Here is a 25,598-nt window from a genome sequence, read left to right as displayed (position 1 = left end):
GGTTTAAGCACGAGTGTCTTGCCCATGGTATATACTTAAATAGCTGCTATATCTGGATTCGTCAATTTCGCCATTCTCTACAGCTTCCAGTACCGCACAGCCGGGTTCATTAATATGCCGGCAGTTATAAAATTTGCAGTCATTTAACCGTTCCCTCATTTCAGGGAAAAAATGACTTAGTTCCTGTTTTTCGATGTCGATAATCCCCAGTTCACGTATTCCGGGGGTATCAATTAAAAATCCGCCGAAAGGCAACTCGAACATCTCGGCGAATGTTGTCGTATGCATTCCTTTATCGCTCCAGTCGGAAATATCGCCTGTGCGCAACTCTAGTTCCGGAAGAATGCGGTTGATCAAACTTGATTTTCCTACGCCTGAATGACCGGAGAAAAGCGTCACCTTATCTTTCAACGCATCTTTTACCTGCCCAATATTGTGATTTTGAAGCGCTGAAACTTCAAAACACGGATAGCCAATGTCCTCATAAATCGCTTTATAGTCCGCTAAAATTTCAAGCCCCTCATCGCTGAAAAGATCGAGTTTGTTAAAAATTAATGCAGCAGGAATGTCATACGCTTCTGCAGTAACTAAAAACCTGTCGATAAAACCAAGCGATGTGCGCGGAGACGCCAATGTTACCACTAAAAAGGCCTGATCGAGATTGGCCGCAATAACCTGCGCCTGCTTTGATAAATTTATCGACTTGCGGATGATGTAATTCTTCCGGTCGTGTAGTTTTACAATTAGTCCCGTTTTTTGCTCAGGTTCTAACTCGAAGTCAACAATATCGCCAACCGCAACCGGATTGGTCGTTGTAAGCCCTTTTATCCTGAATTTACCCTTAATACGGCAGTCAACCACATCACCATCCGATGTTTGCACCTGGTACCAGCTGCCGGTAGATTTTGTTACTAGTCCCTGCATTTAATGAAGCGCTAAGATTGCTTTAATGCTTTTTTGTAAGCGTATGATACTTTCCTCATCGAGATATCCAATTCGTTCGCGCAAGCGATTTAGGTCAATTGCCCGTATTTGATCGGCCAAGATAAATGACGATGTTTTTAAACCATTATCATCACTTGCATTTATCATCAATCGGAGTAATGAGAATTCGGATCTCACTTTTGACAAAACCGGGCACATAATCGTTGAACTATGGCCTGCCTGGTGAATTGCATCCGCTTGTAAGATGACAACCGGCCTGACTTTTCCCGGCTCACTTCCGAAAGAAGGATCGAGATCAGCAGTCCAGATTTCATATTGCTTTGGTGAAATACTAATCATCAAGGTATTTCTCTAAATCCGTTAAAGAAGCTTCTTCAAACTCAGCTGATAGCGCAGCATCAGTGTCAGATTTTTTTAAAAGCAAAACCTCTCGCCTTAGCTGATCCTCAATTTGTTTCTTTTCCGCCCACTTGTTATAAACTTCCAGTGCTTTCTTAATATACCCGTTTCTGCTGGTTTTCAACTCCTTTGCATGAGCTTCGGTTTCCTCAAACAGCTTGTCGTCAACTTTTAATAATATACTTTTCATATATCAAATTAGTATATACCAAAAGTACATAAATTTTGACTGAATCATTTTTGTAAACTTTTATTTGCGAATGAAAGAACAAAGGCTTTATTTTACGGCGCAGTTAAACGACTGCCAACTAATTAAATGATTCTTATTTCGTCGACAACTATTACCACAACAACCACCACCCGTAACCACGGCGAGGAAGGATAACTTATGGTAAAGTGAAAGACAAAGCATAAAACCAAAAAGGCCTTCCTCCAAAAGAGGAAGGCCTTTTTTTTAACATCAAAGTATGAAAGTTTTAAAATTCGGAGGTACTTCAGTTGGCTCGGTACAAAGTATTCTGACCCTGCTTAACATTGTCAAAAGTGAAGCTGAAGGCAATGAAAAACCGGTTGTGGTACTTTCGGCAATGAGCGGTGTAACAAACCTTCTCGCGTCAATGGCTGAAGCCGCTGCAGCTGGTGAAGGTTTCTCAGAGCAATTGAATGAACTTGAAAAACGTCATTTTGATACTGTTAAGGCCTTGCTTGAAGTTCAACGGCAAAATCCTGTTTTTACAAAGCTTAAACTTTACTTCAATGAACTGGAAGACTTGTTGCAAGGTGTTTACAGTTTACGTGAGCTAACACCACGTACGCGTGACATGGTGCTTAGCTTCGGCGAACGCTGTTCAACACTTATGATAAGTAAAATTGCCGAGCAGCACTGGCAGCAAGTATGTTTCCTGGATGCATCCGAGGTAATTAAAACAGACGATAATTTCGGGAACGCGCGTGTTCAAACGGATTTAACGGATCGTTTAATCAGGTCATATTACGATGAAAAGAAGGATTACACGATTTTTGTAACGGGATTCATCGCAAGCAACATGCAGGGTCGTACTACTACTTTGGGAAGAGGAGGAAGCGATTATACAGCAGCTATTTTAGGATCTGCTTTAAACGCTTCCGAAATACAGATATGGACAGATGTAAATGGCATGATGACAGCCGACCCGCGAATGGTAACCAAGGCATTTGCGCTTCCCGAGCTTAGCTACACAGAAGCGATGGAGCTTTCATTTTTCGGTGCGAAAGTAATTTATCCGCCGACTATGATTCCTGCTTTTCTGAAAAAGATCCCGATAGTAATTAAGAATACGTTCGATACCGAGTTTGCAGGAACATACATACGGCACGATTGTGCAAATTCAAACCTTCCGATTAAGGGCATCTCGTCTATTAATGACATAAGCATTATCAACCTGCAGGGTAGCGGCATGGTAGGTAAGTCAGGCTTTAGCGGGCGACTGTTTTCATTGCTGGCAAGGGAGCAGATAAACGTGATTCTCATCACACAATCTTCATCAGAGCATAGTATCACTTTTGCTGTCAATCCTCATGATGCATTAAAAGCAAAGGCAATTATTGAACTTGAATTCGAACTGGAGCTACATGCGCAAAAAATCGACTATCCCGAAATTGAAAGCGATCTCTCTATACTGGCGATAGTCGGAGAAAATATGAAGCATTCACCGGGCATTTCCGGCAAGCTGTTTCATGCATTGGGCCGTAACGGTATCAATGTGCGGGCAATTGCTCAGGGTTCTTCTGAGTATAATATTTCGGTGATCATCTCTAAACCGGATTTAGCGAAAGCATTAAATGCTGTTCACGATTCCTTTTTTACCGAACTGAAGAAAACTCTGAATGTGTTTTGTCTCGGAACCGGTAACATCGGCAGTACGCTGTTTCGTCAGTTATTGCAACACCGGGATTTCTTACAGAAAAGCAATGGTATACAGGTTAACATTGCAGGTATCAGCAACAGCCGGAAGATGGTATTCAATGATGGAGGCATCTCGCTCGAAAGCTGGAGAGAACAGCTGGATGAATCATCACAAACGGCAAACCTTGCTGAGTTTGTAAGCGTAATGAAAGAGATGAATATGCCAAATTGCGTATTCATTGATAACACCGCAAGCCCCAAACCAATTGATTTTTACGAAGAAGTATTGCGGTCAAACATCTCCATCGTAACCTGCAATAAAATAGGCAACTCTGGAACATTCGCCCAGTACAAAACCTTCCGGGATACGGCCAGAAGGCATGGCGTTGATTTTTACTATGAAACTAACGTTGGGGCAGGCTTACCGATAGTACGGACATTGAAGGATCTGATGATGAGCGGCGACCGTGTTCAGCGGATTGAAGCGATCCTCTCCGGTACTATTTCATTCATCTTCAACAACTTTAAAGGCGATGCAAGTTTTCACGACGTTGTAAAACTTGCACAGGAAAAAGGTTTTACCGAACCCGATCCGCGAGACGATCTTCGCGGTACGGACTTTATGCGTAAAATGCTGATCCTGGCTCGTGATGCCGGCTACGAATTCGAACCTGAAGACGTTAAGATAGAAAACATGTTACCGCAGCCTTGCCTGGACGCTTCTACTGTAGAAGAGTTCTATCGGCAGCTTAAGCTAAACGAAGCTCATTTCGCCAACTTGAAAAATCAGGCGGAAAGCCAGGGAAAGGTACTGCGCTATATAGGCAAACTGGAAGAAGGAAAAGCCTCGATCGCACTCGAAATGGTAGATGAGAATCATCCTTTTTATATGCTTTCAGGAAGCGATAATATAATTTCATTTACAACAGACAGGTATAAAGATCGCCCAATGGTGGTGAAAGGGCCGGGAGCTGGCGCGGAAGTAACGGCCGCAGGCGTATTTGCTGATCTGGTTAACGTTGGAGCCCATTAAATATGAAGTCAATTAAAGTTTTTGCACCAGCCACTGTTGCCAATGTTGTTTGCGGCTACGATGTTTTAGGGTTTGCCGTTAATGCGCCCGGCGACGAAGTAACCATGAATCTGGTTGATAAACCCGGAGTACGCATATCAAAAATTACTGGCGACGATGGCCGCCTTCCGCTCGACGCTTCGAGGAATACGGTAAGTGCCAGCGTACAGCATTATCTTGATCACGTAAAAAGAAACGACGTTGGTGTTGAGATTGAACTGCATAAAAAGATGCCCATTGGCAGTGGCCTTGGCTCGAGTTCGGCAAGTACTGTTGCGGGTTTATTTGCTATTAACACGCTTTTAGACGATTTGCTAACCGTCAAAGAGCTCGTTCCTTTTGCTATGAAAGGAGAGGAGCTTGCCTGCGGTTACGGCCATGCCGATAATGTTGCACCGGCATTGCTGGGCGGTTTTGTGCTCATTCGCAGTTATAATCCATTAGACATTATCAAGTTACCACATCCGGATAACCTGCATGCCGCGATTGTTTTCCCGGAAGTGGATGTGCCTACCCGCGACGCGCGACAGATGATTCGCAGCAAAGTGTTTTTAAAAGATGCCGTTACACAATGGGGGAATATCGCCGGACTGGTGAGCGGACTATTTATGAAAGATTACGACCTGATAGGTCGCAGCATGACTGATGTCCTGGTTGAACCAACCCGTTCAATATTAATCCCCGACTTTTACAAACTCAAAGAAATAGCGCTTGCGGAAGGTGCACTTAGCTTTGGAATTTCAGGTTCGGGGCCATCTGTTTTTGCGTTTACAAAGGAGGAAGAAACCGCAGCTAAAATTGTGGCCAAACTTCAGCAGCATTTAAATAAATTGAATATTGGCAGCCAGACTTATGTTTCGGCTGTTAACAACCAGGGGCCTAAAGTAATCGGCTAACAAAACACTGCCAACATGAAATTATACAGCACTAACAATAAAGATAACATCGTCGACTTCGAGGAAGCGATTTTTAACAGTTTACCCCAGGATAAAGGGCTGTATATGCCCCTCGAGATTCCCAGGATGAGTGATTCATTTATTCAAAACATGAAAGATCTCTCCTTCCAGGAAATCGCATTTGATATCGCCAAAGCTTTTTTAAAGGATACAATTCCGGCAGATGAGTTAATGCAGATCATCTTCGAGGCGATTAATTTTAAGGCCCCGGTTGTAGAACTTGCCGATGAAACCTTCGCCTTGGAACTTTTTCATGGCCCTTCACTGGCTTTCAAGGATTTCGGCGCACGTTTTATGAGCAGGATCATGGGGTATTTCATTGAGCAGGGCGAGAAAAAACTCGATGTCCTGGTGGCAACATCTGGTGATACCGGCGGCGCTGTGGCTTTAGGCTTTTTACGAGTTTCGAATACACGTGTCACCATTCTTTATCCAAAGGGAAAAGTAAGCCCGATCCAGGAGTTACAGCTTACTACCAATGCTGAAAATATTCGGGCAATAGAAATCGACGGGACATTTGATGACTGCCAAAAACTGGTTAAGCAGGCATTTATTGATCCTGAGCTTAATGAAAAATACCGCCTTACTTCGGCTAATTCTATCAATATCGCGCGACTGATACCTCAAACATTTTACTATTTCAACGCCTACGCCCAGTTACTGAAACGCGGCGTAAGCGAGGTGATCTTTTCTGTTCCGAGCGGTAATTTCGGCAACATCGGCGCTGGAATTCTTGCCTGGAAAATGGGTTTGCCGGTTAAACAGTTCATTGCCGCAACGAACATGAACGACACCGTTCCCTTGTTCCTGGAAACAGGGAACTATATTCCAAAGGCATCTATTCAAACCTATTCTAACGCGATGGATGTAGGCGATCCAAGCAATTGGGTACGAATTATGCAAATGTTTGGAGGAAGCCGTGAAGAGCTTAAGAAGATAATAATCGGTTATAAATATACTGACGAGCAAACTCTTGATGCAATTAAGCAACTGTACAAAGAGAACAATTACGTTGTTTGTCCGCATACGGCGGTAGCCTGGTTGGGAGTGAATGAATATAAAAAAAGCAATCCCGACGAAACTGCGAGGTATGTGTTTTTGTCGACGGCACATCCATGCAAGTTCCCTGAGATATTTCCTGAAGAGATCGCAGCGGAGATCAAGATACCCTCACAGGTTCGCGACCTGGAAGGCAAGCAGAAACAAGTGGCCAGCTTAGCGGCAGATTACGCGGGGTTTAAAGATTATTTGCTGACTGCTATCTAGCCGTTTGAGCTGTAACGTTGTGGTTTTCAGTAGCCTTATTAACTTTGGTTAACACCCTGGCTTCCGCCGATCCATTGTTACCGGCATTTATCTTCTAATATTTACGAATCTCAAAAGTGCCTTTATACTATTCTAAAGGCACTTTTTACCGTTCCCAAAAATGCCTATAGGGAATGCACCGATAAACTTCTTTCCAATCCCCGTACTTTCAGAGCCTTAGTTTCTTAGGATAGCATACTCAGGTCCGCTTCAAATGACTAGCAGCTCAGGACAAACATCTTAATGTCGTTATATCTTGATCCCCAACGTAATCGACGCATTCCTTCCATCACTTGGCCATACACCAGGACCGGGATAGAAAGTTGGCCGTTTGGTGAAGTAGTGAGCATCAAACAAATTGCTTATTCCGGCGCGAACGTTAAATACTTTATTGATTTTGAATGATGCATTTACATCCCATATGGAGTACGACGGAACAATTCCCTTCGCTCCGTTTGGCGTCGGGGTCACAGTATTTAAAGCATCTGCATATGAGGAAGCGGTATAGCTGTACAAAATAGTTGCACTGAAACCTTTCGATAAAAACTCTAGTCCGTTGCGGCTGATCCACTGCGGCGCCGATTCAACCTTGTTGCCAACAACCGACTGGTTAGTTGTTCCGCTGGCCACCTGTCCGGTAACGTAACGATCGTTCATGAACGATGTCGACGTAAATATGCCGGCAAAGAAATTACGGCTTATCGGAAACTTATATTGGATAAAGGCTTCCAGTCCGTCGTTTACGCTATTCCCGATATTCGTACGGTATATATAAGTATTGTTCGATGCATCCTGGAGCACTACACTGCCAAGCCTGTTTTTATAAAGCATATGGAAGTAATTAAGGTCGTAGTATAGCCGGCTAAACAAGCTGCCGCGAATACCGACCTCTGCATTATAGCCGTATGCATCTTTAAGATCCTTGTTGACCTGCTCGTAAGCCGTTGCCGGGATTATGTCCTTCAACACAACGGGACGGTATGCCTGCGAAATACCTCCGTAAATATTGTTGTTGGTGTTCAGTACATATTGAGTGCTTACACCAAGCAGGGCAAATTTATGGGCGATGGTATTTGGAAGACTTTCTTCCGGGTAATAGGTGATCGATCCGCCAAGGTCTGACGCCCCGTTCTCGTAACGGATTCCGGGAGATATGGTCCATTTGGAAGTTACTTTAAATGCGTCTTCAACATAAAACGCGATGTTTCCGGTTTTGAAATGCAGGTCGCGCTGGAACAGACCTACCAACGTCAGGTCGTAATCACTGCCAGTTGTACCTTTTCCCAACTGCCTGCGGTGAAGATCATTGTTCATATAAATCACTCCGGCGGAGAGCTTGCTTTTTACTGATCCGAGGTTATAGTCCTGCATTAACCGAACCTCAATGGTGTTGCTGTGGAAATTGTCGATATCCACCTGCCGGTTTTTGTATGCAAGCGTGGCGGGATCGATAGCGTCCGGCACGGTCGCGAACGCATCTAACTGAACGCTGCTCCGTTGCCCATAAACACCTGAGGCAATCGCCATCAATTTGATTTTTGGCGCTAACTGCCAGTTGAAAGTAAGCGACGGAACATAGATCGCCGGATCGAAGTAGTTTCGGCTGCGGGTGCTCATCGCTGGGTCGGCATGAAACATACTGTCGGTTAATGGCCCAGGGATTTGGTAATTATAGTCAGTACGGCCGAATTCAGCCTTCAGCGATATATTTCTTGTGAAATTATACTGAAGGCTCACAAACTGGGCGTCTGCATCTGTTTCACTATTGTCGCGGTAACCGTTTGAATGGCGTTTGTAATAGTAAGCGTAGTAGCTGAACTTTTTGATTGTTCCGCTGATAGCGTTATAAGTACTCAACAAACCGAACGAACCTGCCGTATTGATGCTTTCGAACGAAAAGCTCTTCAGGCCGTCGGGTTTCTTGGTTACGTAGTTTAACATACCGCCGAATTCGGCACCGTATTGTAAGGAGCCGGCACCTCTTAACAGTTCGATATTCTCGTAGCTCTCCATTGGAGCGCTGTAGTGGCTGGCAGGGTAACCGTACATATCCGAGTTGGTTAGCACTCCATTCTGCCGGATGTTGAACTCCCAGCCGCGGTGCGGATCAAGGCCGCGTGTCGAAATGTTTACCTGGTTACCTGTACCATCCATATCGTACACAAAAACTCCCGGAACTTTAGCAAATACCTGCCTGGCTGTTTTAACGGCAATATTTGCATTTGTTTCACTGAGGTTGATCACCTCGTTTTTCTTACCGGCAATTAAAAAGCCATTATGTTCGTCGCTAAGGCGGGAGATATCATTTTGCATCCACGCTTTAACGACAACGCTGTCCAGCTTTTTTGCGCGAATACTATCCGTTCTGGTCTGACTAAGTGTAATAAAAGGGAAAAGGCCTGCAACGAGCAGTAAATATTTATACATGTAAATTGAACAATAGATTAATATTAGGATAAGAAGGACATCTTTCCTTTAACTGGGCATACGATAATACAATTGGTCCGGCTAAATTATATAAATTTTAGAAACTGCGATTGGAAGGAATAAATTGTAACAACTTTTTTGAAAAGCAAAAAAAAAGCCCGGATAAACCGAGCCTTTGTATGCAATAATACTATTTAAAAGGTAAACCTGGCACTCAATCCGAACCTGCCGGCAGTAAAGTCAGTGCCTTGTGTTAATCTGAAAGCCGGGCGCCAATCGAAAGCGAGATCAATAGGAGCACCGGTAATTTTGTAATCCAAACCAACGACAGGATTTAGGTATAAGTAGGTTGGTCCGTTTTCCCAGGTTGCAAAAACTATCTGCGGGCCAAGACCTGCATACCATTTTAAACCTGCGGCACCAGTTATCGGGCCGTTGTATTGATATTCCCCGCCAATGCCAATCGCATGATCGTAAAACAATAACGATGCGTCGATAGCGTCATGCGAATTGAAGAAATGTTTGATGTTTGGTCCAACGCCTGTCCAGCCTGTTCCAAAGTCAACACGCAGACCAGCCGCTGTGCTGTAAGATGAGCCTCCTCTGGATTGTGAGAACGCTAAATTTCCGCTAAGAGCAAAAAATACGAAAAGGACTAATAGGTTCTTAATATTCATAGTATCTATTTGAGGTATTTAATTTAACCACAAACTCAGATGAGCCTAAAATGTTTAAACCGGTTTTGTATTAATTAGATTACACAACTTAAAATACAGCTCTTGCGATCCTTTTGGTTGGTTCAGGATTACCCATTGTGTAAAAATGAAGTACCGGAGCCGCAAAATCTACCAGTTCTTTACATTGGTTGATCATCCATTCTATCCCAACTTCTTTTACATCTTTTTCCGATTTACAGGCCAGTACGGCTTCACTTAAATCTTCGGGAATGTCGATATGAAAAACTTTCGGCAGACTAACCAATTGTTTAGACGAGGTGATTGGTTTCAATCCCGGTATGATCGGAACGTTGATTCCATTCTCACGGCAAAGGTTTACAAATTCTTTGTATTTAGTATTGTCGAAAAACATTTGGGTGACGATGAAATCAGCTCCCATATCGACTTTCTGTTTAAGATATCTGAAGTCGGTTTTCAAGTTCGGCGATTCGAAATGTTTCTCCGGATAGGCTGCTACGCCGATACAGAAATCGCTTTTATAAGCAACTTCCACATCTTCATGCAGGAATTTTCCGTTGTTGTGATTCTTAACATGCTGCAAAAGGTCGGTAGCATAGCAGTGGCCGCCGGGAGTTGGAATGAAGGCCGAATCGGCTCTGCGTGCATCTCCTCTCAAAACCAGCACATTGTCTATCCCTAGAAATTGGAGATCGATTAAAGCGTTCTCGGTTTCCTCCTTGGTAAACCCTCCGCAGATCAGATGCGGCACGGCGTCAACCTTATACTTATTGATGATGGCCGCACAAATAGCGATAGTTCCGGGGCGCTTGCGGTAAGCAACTTTTTCCAGTAAGCCATTCTCCTTTTCTTTATAAATATAGTCCTCGCGAAGAGAGGTGACGTCAATAAATGGCGGATTAAATTCCATAAGCGGATCAATCGCGTCATAAATTCCCTGGATGCTCTGACCTTTTATCGGCGGCAGCAGCTCGAAAGAGAAGAGTGTTTTTCCTTTAGCGTTGGAGATATGTTCGGTTATTTTCATTGTTTGTCCACTATTCTGTCATGCTGAGGAACGAAGCATCCTTTTCCTGTTGCATATTAGTTCTTAATAATATGAATAATTAATTATTGCTGTATTTGGTTATCGCCAGTTTGCATCGCTGGGGATCCTTCGTGCCCAAAATGACGATATTTTAATACGCCAAATTCGGTCCCAGCCATCTTTCAACTTCTTCTACTAGCATATTCTTTCGGACCGCGTAGTTTTCAACCTGGTCCTTGTTTATTTTGCCAAGGCCAAAGTAACGCGACTGAGGATGAGCGAAATAGAATCCACTTACAGCAGCTGTCGGGAACATTGCGAAGCTTTCGGTCAGGTGAATACCAGTTGTTTTTTCGGCATCGAGTAAGCTAAACAACGTTGCTTTTTCGGTATGATCCGGGCAGGCAGGGTAACCTGGCGCGGGACGGATACCAGCATATTTTTCCTTGATCAGCTCATCATTGCTTAACGTTTCATCCTGTGCATAGCTCCAATATTCTTTACGAACCAGCTCATGCATCTTTTCTGCGAAGGCTTCTGCAAGCCTGTCGGCAATTGCCTTAATCATGATGCTGCTGTAATCGTCATGATTTTTTTCAAACTCAGCAACCAGTTCATCAATGCCGATGCCGGTTGTTACGGCAAATCCTCCGAAGTAATCACTTATACCGGTTTCTTTTGGCGCGATGAAATCAGAAAGGGCATAATATGGTTCTCCTGCAGGCTTTTCGGCTTGCTGACGAAGCGTATGAATGGTAACTGTATCTAAACCTGCGACTTGCAATTCAATGTCATCACCTATAGAGTTTGCCGGCCAGAATCCAATTACGCCGTTTGCTTTCAGCAATTTGTTGGAAACAACATTTTGCAGCATCGCCTGAGCATCGTCAAATAATTTTTTTGCTTCAACGCCAACATATTGATCGTCGAAAATCTTAGGATAGCTACCCCGCAGTTCCCATGTATGAAAAAACGGTGTCCAGTCTATATAAGGAACCAGCTCTTCCAGCGGATAATCAGTAAATACCTTTGTGCCTAAAAACTTAGGTTTCGGTGCAATAGATCCGTTTAAGTTAATTTGAAATCGGTTTTCGCGAGCCTCGGAAATAGATTTAAAACGTTTGTCGGATCGTTTATTCAAATGCGCTTCTCGTGCGGCATCATACTCCTGGCGGATTTTCGCGGCATATTCATCTTTTTGGTCAGCTTGCAATAAGCTGCTACAAACACCCACACTTCTGGATGCATCCAGCACGTGAACCATTGGTCCTGAATAGCAAGGCGCAATTTTAACGGCAGCATGTATTCGGGAAGTGGTTGCTCCGCCTACAATCAGGGGAGTTTTCAAACCTTCCCGTTCCATTTCTTTAGCGAAGTGAACCATTTCGTCAAGTGACGGCGTGATCAATCCACTTAATCCAATGATATCAACGTTGTGTTTTTTGGCTTCATCAAGGATTTTTTGTGCAGGAACCATTACTCCAAGATCGATAACCTCGAAGTTGTTGCATGCTAATACCACGCCGACAATGTTTTTACCAATGTCGTGAACGTCGCCCTTTACGGTTGCCATCAGAACTTTGCCGGCATTTTTCCGCTGATCAGCATCAGCGTTGTTCGCTTTTTCTTCTTCAATAAAAGGCAGTAAATAGGCAACCGCCTTCTTCATCACACGTGCAGATTTTACAACCTGCGGCAGGAACATCTTTCCTGCGCCGAATAAATCGCCCACAATGTTCATTCCGTCCATTAACGGACCTTCAATTACTTCAAGTGGCCTGGCGTATTGCTGCCTTGCCTCTTCAACATCGGCATCCAGGTATTCTATAATGCCTTTTACCAGGGCATGAGACAGGCGTTCCTGGACCGATCCTTTGCGCCATTCTTCATCCTTTATAATTTCTTTTCCTTTGCTTTTTACTGTTTCGGCGAAATCAACTAACCGTTCAGTTGCGTCTTGTCGACGATTTAAAAGAACGTCTTCCACGCGCTCGAGTAAATCCTTTGGTATTTCTTCATAAACTTCCAGCATACCGGCATTAACAATGCCCATATCCAGTCCCGCTTTAATGGCGTGATACAAAAATGCCGAGTGCATTGCCTCACGGACCACATTGTTTCCCCTGAAAGAAAAAGAAATGTTGGAAACGCCGCCGCTTACCTTTGCGTAAGGGAGGTTTTGTTTAATCCATCTGGTGGCCTCAATAAAATCTACTGCATAGTTATTGTGTTCTTCGAGCCCGGTTGCAACCGTTAAGATGTTCGGATCGAAAATTATGTCCTGCGGAGGAAAACCAACTTCGTTTACAAGAATATCGTAAGATCTTTTACATATTTCAATACGTCGCTGGTAGTTATCTGCCTGGCCGGTTTCGTCGAATGCCATCACAACAGTTGCTGCACCGTATTGCATGATCTTTCGGGCGTATTCTTTAAATTTTTCCTCGCCTTCTTTTAAGGAAATAGAGTTTACAATTCCCTTTCCCTGGATGCATTTTAGCCCGGTTTCTATTACTGTCCATTTCGAGGAATCGACCATGATCGGCAGCTTTGATATGTCGGGTTCAGAAGCTACGAGATTGAGGAAACGCGTCATTGCGGCCTCCGAATCAAGCATGCCTTCGTCCATGTTGATGTCGATCACCTGTGCACCGCCTTCAACCTGCTGACGTGCGACAGCTAAAGCCTCTTCGAAATTTCCATTGAGAATCAGCTTCGCAAATTTTGGCGAACCGGTAACGTTAGTACGTTCACCAATATTAACGAAGAAACTTTCCGGAGTGATGGTCACCGGTTCCAGTCCGCTTAAGCGAAGATAAGGCTCGATAAACGGAATTGATCTTGGCGGGTATTTTGCAGCTTTTTCCGCAATGCACTGGATGTGATCCGGTGTAGTTCCGCAGCACCCACCAACAATATTTACAAAACCGCTTGCAATAAAGTCTTCGACCAAATGCGCTGTTTCATGAGGAACTTCGTCATATGCACCGAATTCATTTGGCAAACCCGCGTTGGGATAGGCTGAAATATAGCAGCCAGCTTTTGCGGCAAGCTCCTCTATGTGAGGACGCATTTCTTTAGCTCCCAGCGCACAATTTAAACCGATGCTTAACAGATCGCCGTGGTTCACTGAGTTCAGAAAAGCTTCGACAGTTTGCCCGGAAAGTGTTCTTCCGGACGCATCGGTAATAGTGCCCGAAATCATGATTTCCAGCTTTCGCTTATCGCCGGATTCTGAATTCAGTTCGTTTTCATATTTCTTAATCGCAAAAATCGCCGCTTTGGCATTAAGCGTATCAAAAATTGTTTCTATCAAAAGTAAGTCGACACCTCCATCAACTAAACCACGAACCTGGTCGTAATAAGCCTCAACAAGGTCGTCGAATATAACCGCACGAAAACCAGGATCATTTACATCCGGCGACAAAGATGCCGTACGATTGGTTGGGCCAATTGCTCCGGCGACAAATTTCGGTACGCCCGGATTAGTTGACATAAATTCTGCAGCAGCCTCCTTAGCTAAACGTGCGCCCTCGAAGCTGAGTTCATAGGCCAACTCTTCCATCTGGTAATCGGCCAGGGAAATACGTTGTGTGCTGAAAGTGTTAGTTTCGATGATATCCGCGCCCGCCTTGAAATATTCCGTGTGAATGGCTTTGATAATGTCGGGCCGCGAAATGTTAAGTAAGTCATTATTACCTTGCAGGTCGCAAGAATGGTTTTTAAAGCGTTCGCCGCGGAAGTCTGCTTCTTTAAGCTGGTAGCGCTGGATCATGGTGCCCATTGCACCATCGATAATTAAAATTCTTTTACTTAGCTCGTCTCTTATACTCATGTTGCTCATTGCTGGCCAGCGGTTACAGTTTTAGCAACAGAGATTGTGTGCTCCACCGAAAACTGCCACTGCAAGCTGGTGTTGGCTTATCTTTGAAAAGTCGGTTTCCGGGGTTGACTTTTAACTTATCTTTTCCCGATGTTCAGCCGGGATAGAACGTAGCACCTTGTTAGCACAGGTTGCTAAGACTTCGCAGGGTCTATTCCCTCCGTCTTTCTCAATAAGCAGCGCAAATATGCTGAATAAAGTGTTAATCTGCAAGGGGTTTAAGTGTGAATTTATTGTAAGAAATAAAGATCAGAATCTGATTTGGTTATGTGTATTTTAAGAAAATGAACGGTCAGTGCTTTTCGGCAATTGTCGTCCCGCTTTTTGTTGCAAGTTTTTTGTCAATGGTTCTACGAGTTGATCTGTTGCGTAACAAAAAAGCTTTTCACGTCAATCGTGTTTATTAAACATCCTCCATTCGTTCTTTTACAAAATCAAGGTGCCTTAAATACATACGATATATAAATAACAAAGCTCCGTTTTAAGTAAAAACGAAGCTTTGTTTTCGATGGATTGCAGTTCAGCCGTTTGTCACTTTCTTCTACCGAAAATTTGAAGAAGATAAATGAACATATTTATGAAATCTAAATACAATGTCAACGCACCCATAATTGCCATCTTTTTAGAAGAAGCATCGCCATATTCAATTCCTTCACCAATGCGCTTAAGTTTTTGAACGTCATAAGCGGTTAGTCCGATAAATATCGCCACCGCTACGTAGTTTAGAATATAACTCAATCCGTCGCTATGTAAGAACATATTTACGACCGTTGCAATTATTACCCCAATTAAAAGCATAATTAAAATTGAGCCGAACTTAGTTAAATCCTGATGTGTTGTGTAGCCTGCGATAGCCATAACGCCAAACAATGCAGAGGTCGTAATGAATACTCCTAAAACAGATGCCGCAGTAAATTGAAATATGATGAAACTTAAGCTGATACCTGTTATCGCAGCATAAGCAATAAACAAAACAGTTAATACGGGAAATGAAATTTTGTTCATGCCCCGGGAAATGGCAATTACAAAGACAAGAGGTGAGAATATTGCGGCATAACCTAATAGGTTTAATCTACCGGCACTTATGAAATTTTCAAAAAGTGACGGATTGTTTATGAAGTAAAAAGCAATGCCTGCCGATACTGCCAACGCTACAAACATCCACAGGAAAACATTTGCCAAAAATTTTCTGGAAGAAGACGCGCTTTCTTCCAGTTGTATAACATTCTGATAGGTCAGATCATTTTGATGGTTATCCATTTTTATTTCGAATAATTATTGATGCAAAGTATAAATTAAAAATGAAGATTTAATTAAGGCGCTTGGTTAGCTGGTTTTCCACTTTCTTAAAGAACTGAATAGGTTTGAGGTTTCTCCAGTTAAAATCATCAAGTTCTCCGCCAAAGTTTATGTAGTAATCAATATTGCTTTGCTTAAACTCTTCAATCACGTGCTCCCTGAAATTGACACCGGCTATCCATCCGTCATCTACTTCCTGGAACCACTCTTCGTAATAGCAGTCATCCGATGCATGAAAGTTTAACACGTTTTCCCCGATAAGAATAAACTTATCAATTCCTTCGGCGATCATCAGTTCGATGATTTCGCGTTTAAGCAGCATTATGTCATTGTAAATAGCATCGTTCCATTCGCCGATAAACTCGATGATCGAATATCCGCGATCGTAATCTGTATAAAGAACTTTTAAGTAGAGTGTGCTTGATCCAAACGTGTCCCATTGCGGGTGGATGAAATAGTTGTATATCTGCTTGTCGAATTCAAACTCGCTGTATTCGGTATTGTAGAAAGGCGACCGCTCATCTTCCGAAGCAATATAATCATCCCGCCAGCGGTAATATGGTTCTATTTCGTGCATAGCTAATTTAGGCCTTTCCTTAAAGCCGTTTATTAAGCGCCCTTTTGCGATTGAAAAATTTCGACAGCTTTTCTTACACTGCCATGTTGATCAAGTAATTTGTGCGCGGTTTCTGTGTCAGCGCCGGTTGCCTGCTTAACCATGTTGATTGCACGTTCAACCAGCTTATGATTTGTTAACTGCATATCAAACATTTTATTACCCTTAACGCGCCCCAGCTGTATCATTACCGATGTGCTGATCATGTTAAGAACAAGTTTTTGCGCCGTGCCCGATTTCATCCTGGTTGATCCGGTTACGAATTCAGGGCCTACCACAACTTCTACCGGGTAAGTGGCTTCGGCTGCAACGGGCGTGCCCTCGTTACAAACCACGCAGCCTGTTAAAATTCCTTTTTCGTTGGCTTTCCGCAAACCGCCGATCACATAAGGAGTAGTTCCGGACGCTGCAATTCCTATCAATACATCCGTTTCACTTATATCATACTGTTCAAGATCTTTCCATGCCTGGTTCCAGTCATCTTCAGCAAATTCGACAGCGCGGCGAATGGCTGTATCTCCGCCCGCAATTATCCCGATCACAAGATCGTATGGAACTCCGTAAGTTGGCGGGCATTCTGATGCGTCAACCACGCCCAGCCGTCCGCTGGTTCCTGCACCGATATAGAATAATCTGCCGCCTTTTTTCATTTTCTCGACAACAGCTTTTACTAATTTTTCAATTGTTGGTATGACTTTTTCAACAGCGTATGGAACGGTTTTGTCTTCGTTATTAATACCCCGCAGTAAATCACCTAAAGACATGGTTTCTAAATCATGATATGTGGAATCCTGTTCGGTCGTTTGCTTCATAGTACAAAATTAATTAAATAATTGGCAAAGGTTCTCACGGGTTAATTTAAGATTTGTTAATAAAAAACCACGTTTTCATTTATCTGACGCAAAAAATAAGTAATTTTATGCAGGATTTGAGAGGATGTTGCCGCAAACGAAAAAAAATCTTTTTATCGCCGCTTGTTACGCCGCAGCGCTTGCTGCCGGGATGATTATCGGTCCGAAATTTTACAGAGATATTCCGGACAGGCATGGTGTTACCCTATTACCGCGTGTTCCCGAAAAGGTTGAAAAAGTACTGCAAATCATTGGTTCTAAATACGTTGATCAGGTTAAAGTCGATACTCTTCAAAGCCAGGCGATTGATAATATTTTAAAAAAACTTGATCCCCATTCGGCATACCTGCCGCCGTCTGATGCACGGATGCTTCAAGAAGATCTGGAAGGAAACTTCAATGGAATCGGTATTGAATATTATATCCTGAATGATACGCTGCTGGTTACATCGGTAAATCCAGGCGGGCCTGCAGAGATGGCCGGGATGAAACGTGGCGATATGATCCTCGAAATAAATCATCACCCGATAGTTGGAAGCGATGTAAGTCGTAAAAATGTAGTTGAAAAAATCCGGGGCAAACGTGGTACGAAAGTTTCTCTTATGATCCTGCGGAAAAAAACAGGCATCCAAACCATTGACGTCATTCGTGATAAAATCATCGTTAGCAGTATCGATGCGGCTTATATGCTTGACGATACTTCGGGCTATATTAAAATCAGCAAGTTTGGCGCCCAAACAGATCTCGATTTCAGCGAGTCATTAACAAAGCTTAAGAATTCGCACATGAAGAACCTTGTTCTGGATCTTCGCGGAAACGGGGGAGGTTATCTTACTGCGGCAACGGCCCTGGCGGATCAGTTTTTGCCTGAAAAAAAGCTAATCGTTTATACGCAGGGCGAACACGAACCAAGGACAGATTATTTTTCTACAGCCGAAGGCGACTTTGAACACGGAAAATTAGCGGTACTGATCGATGAAAACACCGCTTCGGCCAGCGAAATAGTCGCCGGTGCGATACAGGATCTTGACCGCGGCGTTGTAATTGGACGGAGATCTTTTGGCAAGGGGTTGGTTCAGGAGCAATTTGATTTTGGCGATGGTTCTGCTCTTAACCTAACGGTTGCACGATATTATACACCGTCTGGCCGGTCTATTCAACGTTCATACAAAAACGGAACCGATGCATATTTCAACGAAGTAAGTCAGCGTATGAAAAGCGGCGAACTTGTTTCGGACGGTAAACATGCCTTCGATAGCTTATACACCCACAACAAATCTTTTAAAACTGCCGCAGGGCGAACAATTTATTCTGGTGGAGGTATTGTGCCTGATGTTTATATCCCGGTTGATACGGCCGGTTTTACCGAGTTTTATTACCAATTATCTTACAAAGGAATATTGAACGATTTTATGTTCAATCATATCATTCCGTCAATTCAGGTAACAACTCTCACCGATTTTGTCAAAAGTTATAAAATCTCCGACGATACGTACAATTTATTGGTCGCATACAGTTCGACCCGGAAAATTGACGCATCACCCACCGAGGTTACCTTGTCAAAAAAGATCATAACCGCGGACCTTAAAGCGATGATCGCGAAGTATTATTTTGGCGACAGCGCTTATTATCGTGTAATAAATAATCAGGATAAAGCTATAGCGAAGTGTCTTGAAGTATTTCACGGTAAACAGCTCGCTTATTTAAGGGATTGATAAAGAGCACTTCAGGCGCGTTAGTTTAAATTTTTCCGGACCTGAAGTGTTGATTTTTTTAGTGTTTTACGCTGTCGGTTGCGGTATGATCAGTAGCGGCGCTGTCTGCTGCAGAAACTGTGTCGGTAGCGGCTTTTAGCAACGAATCAGCGGTAGCATTCGCTGCAATTGAATCTTGTTTTTCCTTATCTTTTTCGGAATTATTACTGCATGCAGTGCCTGCCAGTAATCCCACCAGTAATAAAGCGGTAGCTAATTTGTTCATAGTTATTTTTGTCTGAAATAAATTTGTATTGGCACCCCCGAAAAATCGAAATTTTCACGCAGTTTATTTTCCAGGAAGCGTTTGTAAGGTTCTTTGATGTATTGAGGCAAGTTGCAGAAAAATGCAAACATGGGTGAAGATCCGCTGATTTGCGTGATATACTTGATCTTCACATATTTTCCTTTAGTCGACGGAGGAGGTGTAGCTTCAATAATCGGGAGCATCACATCGTTTAACTTGGAGGTAGGCACCTTTTTTAATTTGTTTTCGTAAACCTTCGAGGCGGCTTCAATCGCTTTGAATATTCGCTGTTTTTCAACGACCGATGTAAAAATTATCGGCACATCTGTAAACGGCGCTGTTTTTTCTTTGATCAGATCTTCAAAAACTTTAATTGTTTTATTGTTCTTTTCAATCAGATCCCACTTATTGACGAGAATCACGACGCCTTTTTTATTCTTTTCAGCCAGGTGAAATATGTTGATATCCTGCGATTCGATTCCTTCAACAGCGTCAATCATTAAAATCACTACGTCAGATTCTTCAAGAGCCTTGATTGTTCGCATCACCGAATAGAACTCGATATTTTCATGAACCTTGGCTTTCTTGCGGAGCCCGGCCGTATCAACCAGCATAAATTCATGGCCGAACTGGTTGTAATGGATGTGGATGGAATCACGTGTCGTGCCGGCAACCGGCGTTACGATGTTCCGTTCCTTTCCAATCAGTGCGTTGATCAACGAAGATTTTCCCACATTCGGTCGGCCAACGATCGCATATTTTGGTAATTGGTTTTCGTCTTGTGGCTCGTCTTCAAAATGCTTGATAACCTCGTCCAGTAACTCTCCGGTACCAGAGCCGGTCATAGATGAGATCAGGTGAATATCTCCCAGCCCAAAACTGTAGAAAATAGCCGCCTCGTTGCGAAGATTGTTATTATCCACCTTGTTTGCGACTACAAACACCGGTTTTTTTCCACGACGAAGAATGTCGGCGATATCATCGTCGAGATCGGTGACGCCGGTTGTTACGTCAACCATAAAAAGGATTACTGTAGCTTCTTCGATGGCAATCAACACTTGTTCGCGGATTGCTGCTTCGAAAATATCGTCAGATCCGGCTACATAACCACCGGTATCAATTACTGTAAATGTCTTATCCGTCCACTCTGCAACACCGTAGTGCCTGTCGCGGGTAACGCCGCTGAAGTCATCAACTATCGCCTTCCGGCTTTCGGTTAAGCGGTTATATAATGTTGATTTCCCGACATTCGGCCTTCCTACTATTGCTACTATATTGCTCATTTTAATTAAATTTTGGATTTTAGGCTTACGATTATTCCAATTAACAATCGTGACTCATAAACCCGTTTTATTCTTCGTATCCGAATTTTTTCAGGTAATTTTTTCTGTTGCGCCAATCCGGGATTACCTTCACAAACATCTCCAGGAAAACTTTCTTTTGTAAAAACTCCTCCATATCCTTTCGGGCATACGTTCCAACTTTTTTAAGCATTTCACCACCTTTTCCAATCAGGATATTTTTTTGTGAATCGCGCTCAACGATAATTTCTGCGCTGATCCTGTTTATATTTTCTTCTTCCTTGTAAGCTGTAATGATAATTTCGGTGCTGTAAGGAATTTCCTTTTCATACAATTTAAACACTTTCTCACGGATGATCTCTGATACGAAGAAACGTTCCGTCTTATCTGTCAGCGCGTCCTTTTCGTAATAGGGCGGATGTTCAGGTATTTCCTCGAGGATAAAGTTCATCACAGCTTCAACATTATGCTTATGAAGTGCCGAAACTGCAAAGATCGCTTTAGGATTTAAGGTCTCCTGCCAGTACGCGAGCTTCGCTTTAACGTACTCTTCGGTTGATTTGTCAATCTTGTTTATAATAACCGCGATAGGCGAGGAGGTGTTTTTAAGTTTTTCCAATACGTCGCTCTCATCATACCTTTCGTTGATGTCGGTAACGAAGATGATAATGTCTGCATCAACCAGCGAGCCGTTCACAAAGCTCATCATGGATTCCTGCAAACCGTAGTTAGGTTTTATAATGCCGGGGGTATCGGAAAACACAATCTGATACTCAGGTTCGTTGACGATCCCAAGTATACGATGACGGGTAGTTTGCGCTTTAGGCGTTACGATAGACATTTGCTCTCCAACGAGGGCATTCATCAGCGTAGATTTGCCCACATTTGGCTTCCCCACAAGGCTTACAAATCCGGCTTTATGCGACATTTAATTTTTTTTAAAAATATTTGGACTGCAAAGAAACGAAATATATCTTTGCAGTCCAATTCGGGGAGATACTAAAAGCCCTTAAAAGCTAAAAAACCTGAATTGTTAAAGTGCGGGGTGGAGCAGTTGGTAGCTCGTCGGGCTCATAACCCGAAGGTCATCAGTTCGAGTCTGGTCCCCGCTACTAAAAAGCAATCAGCTTTCAGCCATCAGATTACAGCTGATATCTGGAAGCTGAAAGCTTAAAAGGCCCGTTCGTCTAGGGGTTAGGACGTTAGATTTTCATTCTAGAAACAGGGGTTCGATTCCCCTACGGGCTACAAAAGATGACTCTGGAAACAGAGTCTTTTTTATCAGAAGTTTCAAAGGCTTGAAACTTAACAGAGTGCGGGGTGGAGCAGTTGGTAGCTCGTCGGGCTCATAACCCGAAGGTCATCAGTTCGAGTCTGGTCCCCGCTACCTAAAAAAAGGCTGAAAGCCAAAAGTTCAAAAACTAAAGCGACTCGCTAGAAGCTTTAAACATTTGACTCTAAGCTTTCAGCTTAAAAGGCCCGTTCGTCTAGGGGTTAGGACGCAAGATTTTCATTCTTGAAACAGGGGTTCGATTCCCCTACGGGCTACGAAACAACAAATATTTAAAGACCTGTAGTCATTGATTGCAGGTCTTTTCTTTTTAAAAAAAATGATGTGCCGAACAGTTATCAAAAAACCCTTACTTCTCATTTATACATTACACGATTGCAGCGCGAAGATAACAGCGCGCAATAAGAACGTTTTGCTAGATTCTTTAACGAGTGATCAAGGATCATGTTAATCCGTACCGGTTATATGCACTAACCTTTATGAGTTGAACACTTTGGTTTTAAACAATAAATATTTGTATTATCTTTAAATCAAATTAGTTTATCGGAAAACTTCTACTAACCTCAAATTATGAAACTATCAAAGGCCCTGATCAGCGCATTAATTGTCGGTATCACTGTACAAGCGGCTGGATGTAAAAAAGACGATGCCGCAAATCCTGAAACTACTAACGGCAAAAAAAATAAAAAAACTCAGCCATATAGCTGCCCGGGTTGTGGAATGGGATAATTAAGAGTGATCCAGTGACTGCAATCGCGTCCACGATAGCTTGTAATCTTGATTCAGATATCTTGTCAGCGGCTATTCCTCTATTTGAGGAATCTAGGGTCGAGGCAATAGAATGGGCATTTGATTCTCTTGACTTTTCAGAAGTTCCCGAGTGGTTTAGCGATTTGATCGACGCTTATAGCAAGGAAGGCCGCCTGATTGGGCACGGTGTATTTTTCTCAATATTCTCCGGACGCTGGTCTATACAGCAACAAGAATGGCTGGATAATTTAAAGAAGCTTTCTGCAAGATTTAAATTTGATCATATCACCGAACATTTCGGCTTTATGACGGGCGCTAATTTTCATTACGGAGCTCCGCTGGCTGTTCCGTTTAACAGTAAAACGCTGACTATAGGAAGAGATCGCCTTAACAGGATTTATGACGCATGCCAGTGCCCGGTAGGTTTAGAGAATCTTGCTTTTTCATACAGCATTGACGAAGTAAAAAAACATGGAGAGTTTCTTGAGACTCTTGTTGAACCGGTAAATGGATTCATCATTCTCGATCTGCATAATCTATACTGCCAGATGCACAATTTTTCAATCAGCTTCGATGAAATTATCAAATTGTATCCTGTTGACCGGGTAAGGGAATTTCATATTTCAGGTGGCAGTTGGGAAAATTCTTCACTAAGTGGAAAAAGGATAAGGAGAGACACCCATGATGATGCCGTTCCTGACGAAGTATATCAGTTGCTAGATAGCGCATTGGATCATTGCAAAAACGTCAGGTATGTGACAATGGAACAACTGGGTAGCGGCTTGAAAACAGAAGAAAGCCGATCAAATTTTTATAACGACTTTTTGAAGATGCAGCAGATCGTCCGAAATAAGACAAGCGTGCCAAACGACGCTGAAAATACATTTTTTCCTCCAAAGATAGTTCCGCCGGGAGATATTATAGAAGATGAAAACCTTTATATTGAACAGCAACAACTATCCTATATTCTTGAGAACTCAACATCCTACGACGATGCCGTTAGCCGGATAAAATCCTCAGTCTTAGCAAAATCCGATTGGGGTATCGAAAGCTGGGCACCGCATATGCTTGAAACAGCTATAAGTATTGCTCAAAAGTGGAAAAAGAAATAATTTGACAGATTTCACAATTCTTTTTTCGCTTTTAACTGAAAGCTGATCGGTACATTATGGTTTAAGATGATGCAACTAGTGATATGAAAATAGCAACCTACAACGTAAATGGAGTGAACGGCCGCCTGCCTGTGCTTCTTCGCTGGCTCCAGGAATCTGCACCCGATGTGGCTTGTTTACAGGAACTCAAGGCTCCGCAGGAAAAATTTCCGGAACAGGCAATTCTGGATGCGGGCTACAATGCTATCTGGCATGGACAAAAGAGCTGGAACGGTGTCGCCATTCTCGCTAAGAACGCTGAGATCAAGGAAGTTCGGAGAGTATTACCAGGCGATCCTGAAGATATTCATAGCCGCTATATCGAAGCGGTGGTAAACGGAATTACAATCGGATGCCTTTATCTGCCAAACGGTAATCCCGCGCCGGGGCCGAAGTTTGATTATAAACTCAAATGGTTCGAACGGCTAACACTGCACGCCGCTGAACTTTTTGCATCCGGAAAACCGGTGGTTTTAACCGGCGACTATAATGTAATGCCTACGGAAATTGACGTCTACAAGCCAGAGCGCTGGGTTGATGATGCGCTTTTTCGGCCAGAAACGCGTGCAGCTTTTGCAAAATTAACCGCACAAGGCTGGACTGATGCAATTCGTAAGCTATATCCAAATGATACGATCTATACGTTTTGGGACTATTTTCGCAATGCATACGGTCGTAATGCCGGATTACGAATCGATCACTTCCTGTTAAGCCCACACCTTGATAAGCGCCTTAAAGCAGCTGGCGTTGATAAAAACGTTCGCGGCTGGGAGAAAAGCAGCGATCATGCTCCTGTGTGGGTTGAACTCGAAGATTAATTTATTGCGACTTTTTACACACGAAAGGCAGAAGGTGTACTGCTTGTTTGTTTTTTGAAGAAATGATTGAAATGGGCTGGCTCCTCAAATCCGAGGCAATAACTTATCTCGGAAATATTCCAGTCGGTATGCTTAAGCAACGCCTTGGCTTCAATTAATAACCTGTCTGCGATGTGGTTTGTAGTGGTTTTTCCGGTACTTAGTTTTATCGCCCGGTTTAAATGATTAACGTGAACATTCAGGTGCCCGGCAAAATCTTTTGCCGAGCGCAGACTGAATTTCTGCGAGGTCGATTCGATTGGAAACTGCCGTTCTAAAAGTTCGCTGAACACCGCTGTCAACCTCGAGTTGGCGTCCACATGCTTGTAGAGATTTTCAGCTGGCTGCAGTTTTAAGGCGTTGTGAACAATCTCCATTATAAAATTGCGGATCATGTCGTACTTGAAGCGGTAGTCGGATTGGACTTCTTCCAGCATTTTTTCAAATATCTGGGCAACCTTTTCATCCTGTTCCGCATTCAGAGAGTAAGCCGGCTTCCCGCCAAGCGCATACATCGGTAGTTCTTTCAAACTTCCGCGTAAGTGTTCGCTGAAAAATTCTTCCTTGAAAATGCAAAAATAACTTGTGTCCGCATCACCCAGATGTTCAAATGTATAGGGAACATGAGGATTGAAAAAAAGTAAAGTCGTTCCCGAAACTTCCAGGCTTTTATCCGCATAATGATAAATGTTATGTCCGCGCGACAGTGATATTTTGTAATATTCCCGGCGGGCATAACGTACCGGTTGTTTGTGTGACACAGGTTTGGCTTCAACTTTAAAAACGCTGAAATTGCCGGTAACATCACATAACGGAACCGGAATGCCCTTGTTTTTGTAAAAGTCTTCTAGTGATTCGGTGCCCGGCATTGTTTTAGTTGTATTGAAG

21 protein-coding genes, 4 tRNA genes and 1 riboswitch are annotated in these 25,598 nt (G+C 43.1%); of the genes, 11 read left to right on the top strand and 14 right to left on the bottom strand.

Translation table 11 applies throughout. From position 1 onward, the window contains the following. Positions 1-3: 3 nt before the first annotated feature. The 3 genes from rsgA to GS399_RS08705 are packed head-to-tail and all read right to left on the bottom strand — an operon-like array spanning position 4 to position 1,534. Positions 4-924, bottom strand: coding sequence for a ribosome small subunit-dependent GTPase A (rsgA, locus tag GS399_RS08715; protein ID WP_160844222.1), 921 nt, complete (start codon positions 922-924; stop codon positions 4-6). Beyond that, positions 925-1,284 (bottom strand): type II toxin-antitoxin system PemK/MazF family toxin, encoded by a 360-nt coding sequence (locus tag GS399_RS08710; protein WP_160844221.1) that lies wholly within the window; start codon positions 1,282-1,284, stop codon positions 925-927. It lies immediately after the preceding gene. Next, entirely contained in the window at positions 1,277-1,534 is a 258-nt protein-coding gene (locus tag GS399_RS08705; RefSeq protein ID WP_160844220.1) for a hypothetical protein, read from the bottom strand. The genes GS399_RS08710 and GS399_RS08705 overlap by 8 nt, the downstream gene beginning before the upstream one ends. 277 nt (positions 1,535-1,811) lie before the next feature. Here GS399_RS08705 and thrA point away from each other — a divergent pair, with 277 nt between their 5' ends. From thrA to thrC, 3 genes are read left to right on the top strand one after another with little or no spacing between them, the layout of a single operon-like run. Further along, positions 1,812-4,262: a bifunctional aspartate kinase/homoserine dehydrogenase I gene (gene thrA, locus GS399_RS08700; RefSeq protein WP_160844219.1), complete on the top strand. Its 2,451-nt coding sequence runs from the start codon at positions 1,812-1,814 to the stop codon at positions 4,260-4,262. Positions 4,263-4,264: 2 nt separating this feature from the next. After that, a complete protein-coding gene (locus tag GS399_RS08695) occupies positions 4,265-5,197 on the top strand; it encodes a homoserine kinase (protein ID WP_160844218.1) in 933 nt (310 codons plus the stop codon). Positions 5,198-5,212: 15 nt separating this feature from the next. After that, on the top strand, positions 5,213-6,523 hold the full coding sequence (gene thrC / locus GS399_RS08690; RefSeq protein WP_160844217.1) for a threonine synthase: 1,311 nt from the start codon (positions 5,213-5,215) through the stop codon (positions 6,521-6,523). Positions 6,524-6,811: 288 nt separating this feature from the next. Here thrC and GS399_RS08685 read toward each other — a convergent pair whose 3' ends face one another. The 7 genes from GS399_RS08685 to murQ all read right to left on the bottom strand — a co-directional run bounded on the left by GS399_RS08685 (position 6,812) and on the right by murQ (position 17,321). Next, the gene (locus GS399_RS08685) at positions 6,812-8,989 is read right to left on the bottom strand and encodes a TonB-dependent receptor family protein (protein ID WP_160844216.1); all 2,178 of its coding nucleotides are present in this window, start codon (positions 8,987-8,989) and stop codon (positions 6,812-6,814) included. A gap of 194 nt (positions 8,990-9,183) precedes the next feature. Continuing rightward, complete coding sequence (locus GS399_RS08680) at positions 9,184-9,666, bottom strand: hypothetical protein (RefSeq protein WP_202409411.1); 483 nt, start codon at positions 9,664-9,666, stop codon at positions 9,184-9,186. An 88-nt stretch (positions 9,667-9,754) separates the two neighbouring features. Then, complete coding sequence (locus GS399_RS08675; protein WP_160844215.1) at positions 9,755-10,711, bottom strand: methylenetetrahydrofolate reductase; 957 nt, start codon at positions 10,709-10,711, stop codon at positions 9,755-9,757. Between the two features lie 151 nt (positions 10,712-10,862). Further along, on the bottom strand, positions 10,863-14,546 hold the full coding sequence (gene metH, locus GS399_RS08670) for a methionine synthase (RefSeq protein ID WP_160844214.1): 3,684 nt from the start codon (positions 14,544-14,546) through the stop codon (positions 10,863-10,865). 122 nt (positions 14,547-14,668) lie between these two features. Next, positions 14,669-14,773: riboswitch (SAM riboswitch) on the bottom strand. 352 nt (positions 14,774-15,125) lie between these two features. After that, positions 15,126-15,854, bottom strand: coding sequence for a Bax inhibitor-1/YccA family protein (locus GS399_RS08665; protein WP_160844213.1), 729 nt, complete (start codon positions 15,852-15,854; stop codon positions 15,126-15,128). A 49-nt stretch (positions 15,855-15,903) separates the two neighbouring features. Continuing rightward, positions 15,904-16,470 carry a hypothetical protein gene (locus tag GS399_RS08660; RefSeq protein WP_160844212.1) on the bottom strand — a complete coding sequence of 189 codons (567 nt, stop codon included), beginning with the start codon at positions 16,468-16,470 and terminating at the stop codon, positions 15,904-15,906. Positions 16,471-16,502: 32 nt separating this feature from the next. Then, positions 16,503-17,321: an N-acetylmuramic acid 6-phosphate etherase gene (gene murQ, locus GS399_RS08655; protein WP_160844211.1), complete on the bottom strand. Its 819-nt coding sequence runs from the start codon at positions 17,319-17,321 to the stop codon at positions 16,503-16,505. 124 nt (positions 17,322-17,445) lie between these two features. Here murQ and GS399_RS08650 point away from each other — a divergent pair, with 124 nt between their 5' ends. After that, positions 17,446-19,074, top strand: a complete 1,629-nt coding sequence (locus tag GS399_RS08650) for a S41 family peptidase (protein ID WP_160844210.1) — start codon at positions 17,446-17,448, stop codon at positions 19,072-19,074. 58 nt (positions 19,075-19,132) lie between these two features. On the opposite strand, the gene GS399_RS08645 is transcribed toward GS399_RS08650, so the two are convergent. The 3 genes from GS399_RS08645 to era all read right to left on the bottom strand — a co-directional run bounded on the left by GS399_RS08645 (position 19,133) and on the right by era (position 21,589). Next, positions 19,133-19,339 carry a hypothetical protein gene (locus GS399_RS08645; protein ID WP_160844209.1) on the bottom strand — a complete coding sequence of 69 codons (207 nt, stop codon included), beginning with the start codon at positions 19,337-19,339 and terminating at the stop codon, positions 19,133-19,135. Positions 19,340-19,341: 2 nt separating this feature from the next. Beyond that, on the bottom strand, positions 19,342-20,643 hold the full coding sequence (gene der, locus GS399_RS08640; protein WP_160844208.1) for a ribosome biogenesis GTPase Der: 1,302 nt from the start codon (positions 20,641-20,643) through the stop codon (positions 19,342-19,344). A 67-nt stretch (positions 20,644-20,710) separates the two neighbouring features. After that, positions 20,711-21,589: a GTPase Era gene (era, locus tag GS399_RS08635; protein ID WP_160844207.1), complete on the bottom strand. Its 879-nt coding sequence runs from the start codon at positions 21,587-21,589 to the stop codon at positions 20,711-20,713. Between the two features lie 111 nt (positions 21,590-21,700). Here era and GS399_RS08630 point away from each other — a divergent pair. The 7 genes from GS399_RS08630 (at position 21,701) to xth (ending at position 24,671) form a co-directional block, all read left to right on the top strand. Then, a tRNA-Met gene (locus GS399_RS08630) sits at positions 21,701-21,773 on the top strand. 64 nt (positions 21,774-21,837) lie between these two features. Beyond that, positions 21,838-21,909: transfer RNA gene (locus tag GS399_RS08625), tRNA-Glu, on the top strand. Positions 21,910-21,975: 66 nt separating this feature from the next. After that, positions 21,976-22,048 (top strand) — tRNA-Met (locus tag GS399_RS08620). An 89-nt stretch (positions 22,049-22,137) separates the two neighbouring features. Further along, positions 22,138-22,209, top strand: a tRNA-Glu gene (locus tag GS399_RS08615). Positions 22,210-22,522: 313 nt separating this feature from the next. After that, positions 22,523-22,681, top strand: coding sequence for a chryseobasin-related MNIO class RiPP peptide (locus GS399_RS08610; protein WP_160844206.1), 159 nt, complete (start codon positions 22,523-22,525; stop codon positions 22,679-22,681). Between the two features lie 14 nt (positions 22,682-22,695). After that, on the top strand, positions 22,696-23,814 hold the full coding sequence (locus GS399_RS08605) for a multinuclear nonheme iron-dependent oxidase (protein WP_202409410.1): 1,119 nt from the start codon (positions 22,696-22,698) through the stop codon (positions 23,812-23,814). An 83-nt stretch (positions 23,815-23,897) separates the two neighbouring features. Then, entirely contained in the window at positions 23,898-24,671 is a 774-nt protein-coding gene (gene xth / locus GS399_RS08600) for an exodeoxyribonuclease III (RefSeq protein ID WP_160844205.1), read from the top strand. A gap of 14 nt (positions 24,672-24,685) precedes the next feature. Here xth and GS399_RS08595 read toward each other — a convergent pair whose 3' ends face one another. Further along, positions 24,686-25,579 (bottom strand): helix-turn-helix domain-containing protein, encoded by an 894-nt coding sequence (locus tag GS399_RS08595; RefSeq protein WP_160844204.1) that lies wholly within the window; start codon positions 25,577-25,579, stop codon positions 24,686-24,688. Positions 25,580-25,598 lie beyond the last annotated feature (19 nt).

The organism is Hufsiella arboris (genome assembly GCF_009834875.1).
Classification (GTDB): Bacteria; Bacteroidota; Bacteroidia; order Sphingobacteriales; family Sphingobacteriaceae; genus Hufsiella_A; species Hufsiella_A arboris.
Note: the sequence above shows the minus strand (reverse complement) of the source record. Positions and strands in the feature narration are given on the sequence as shown.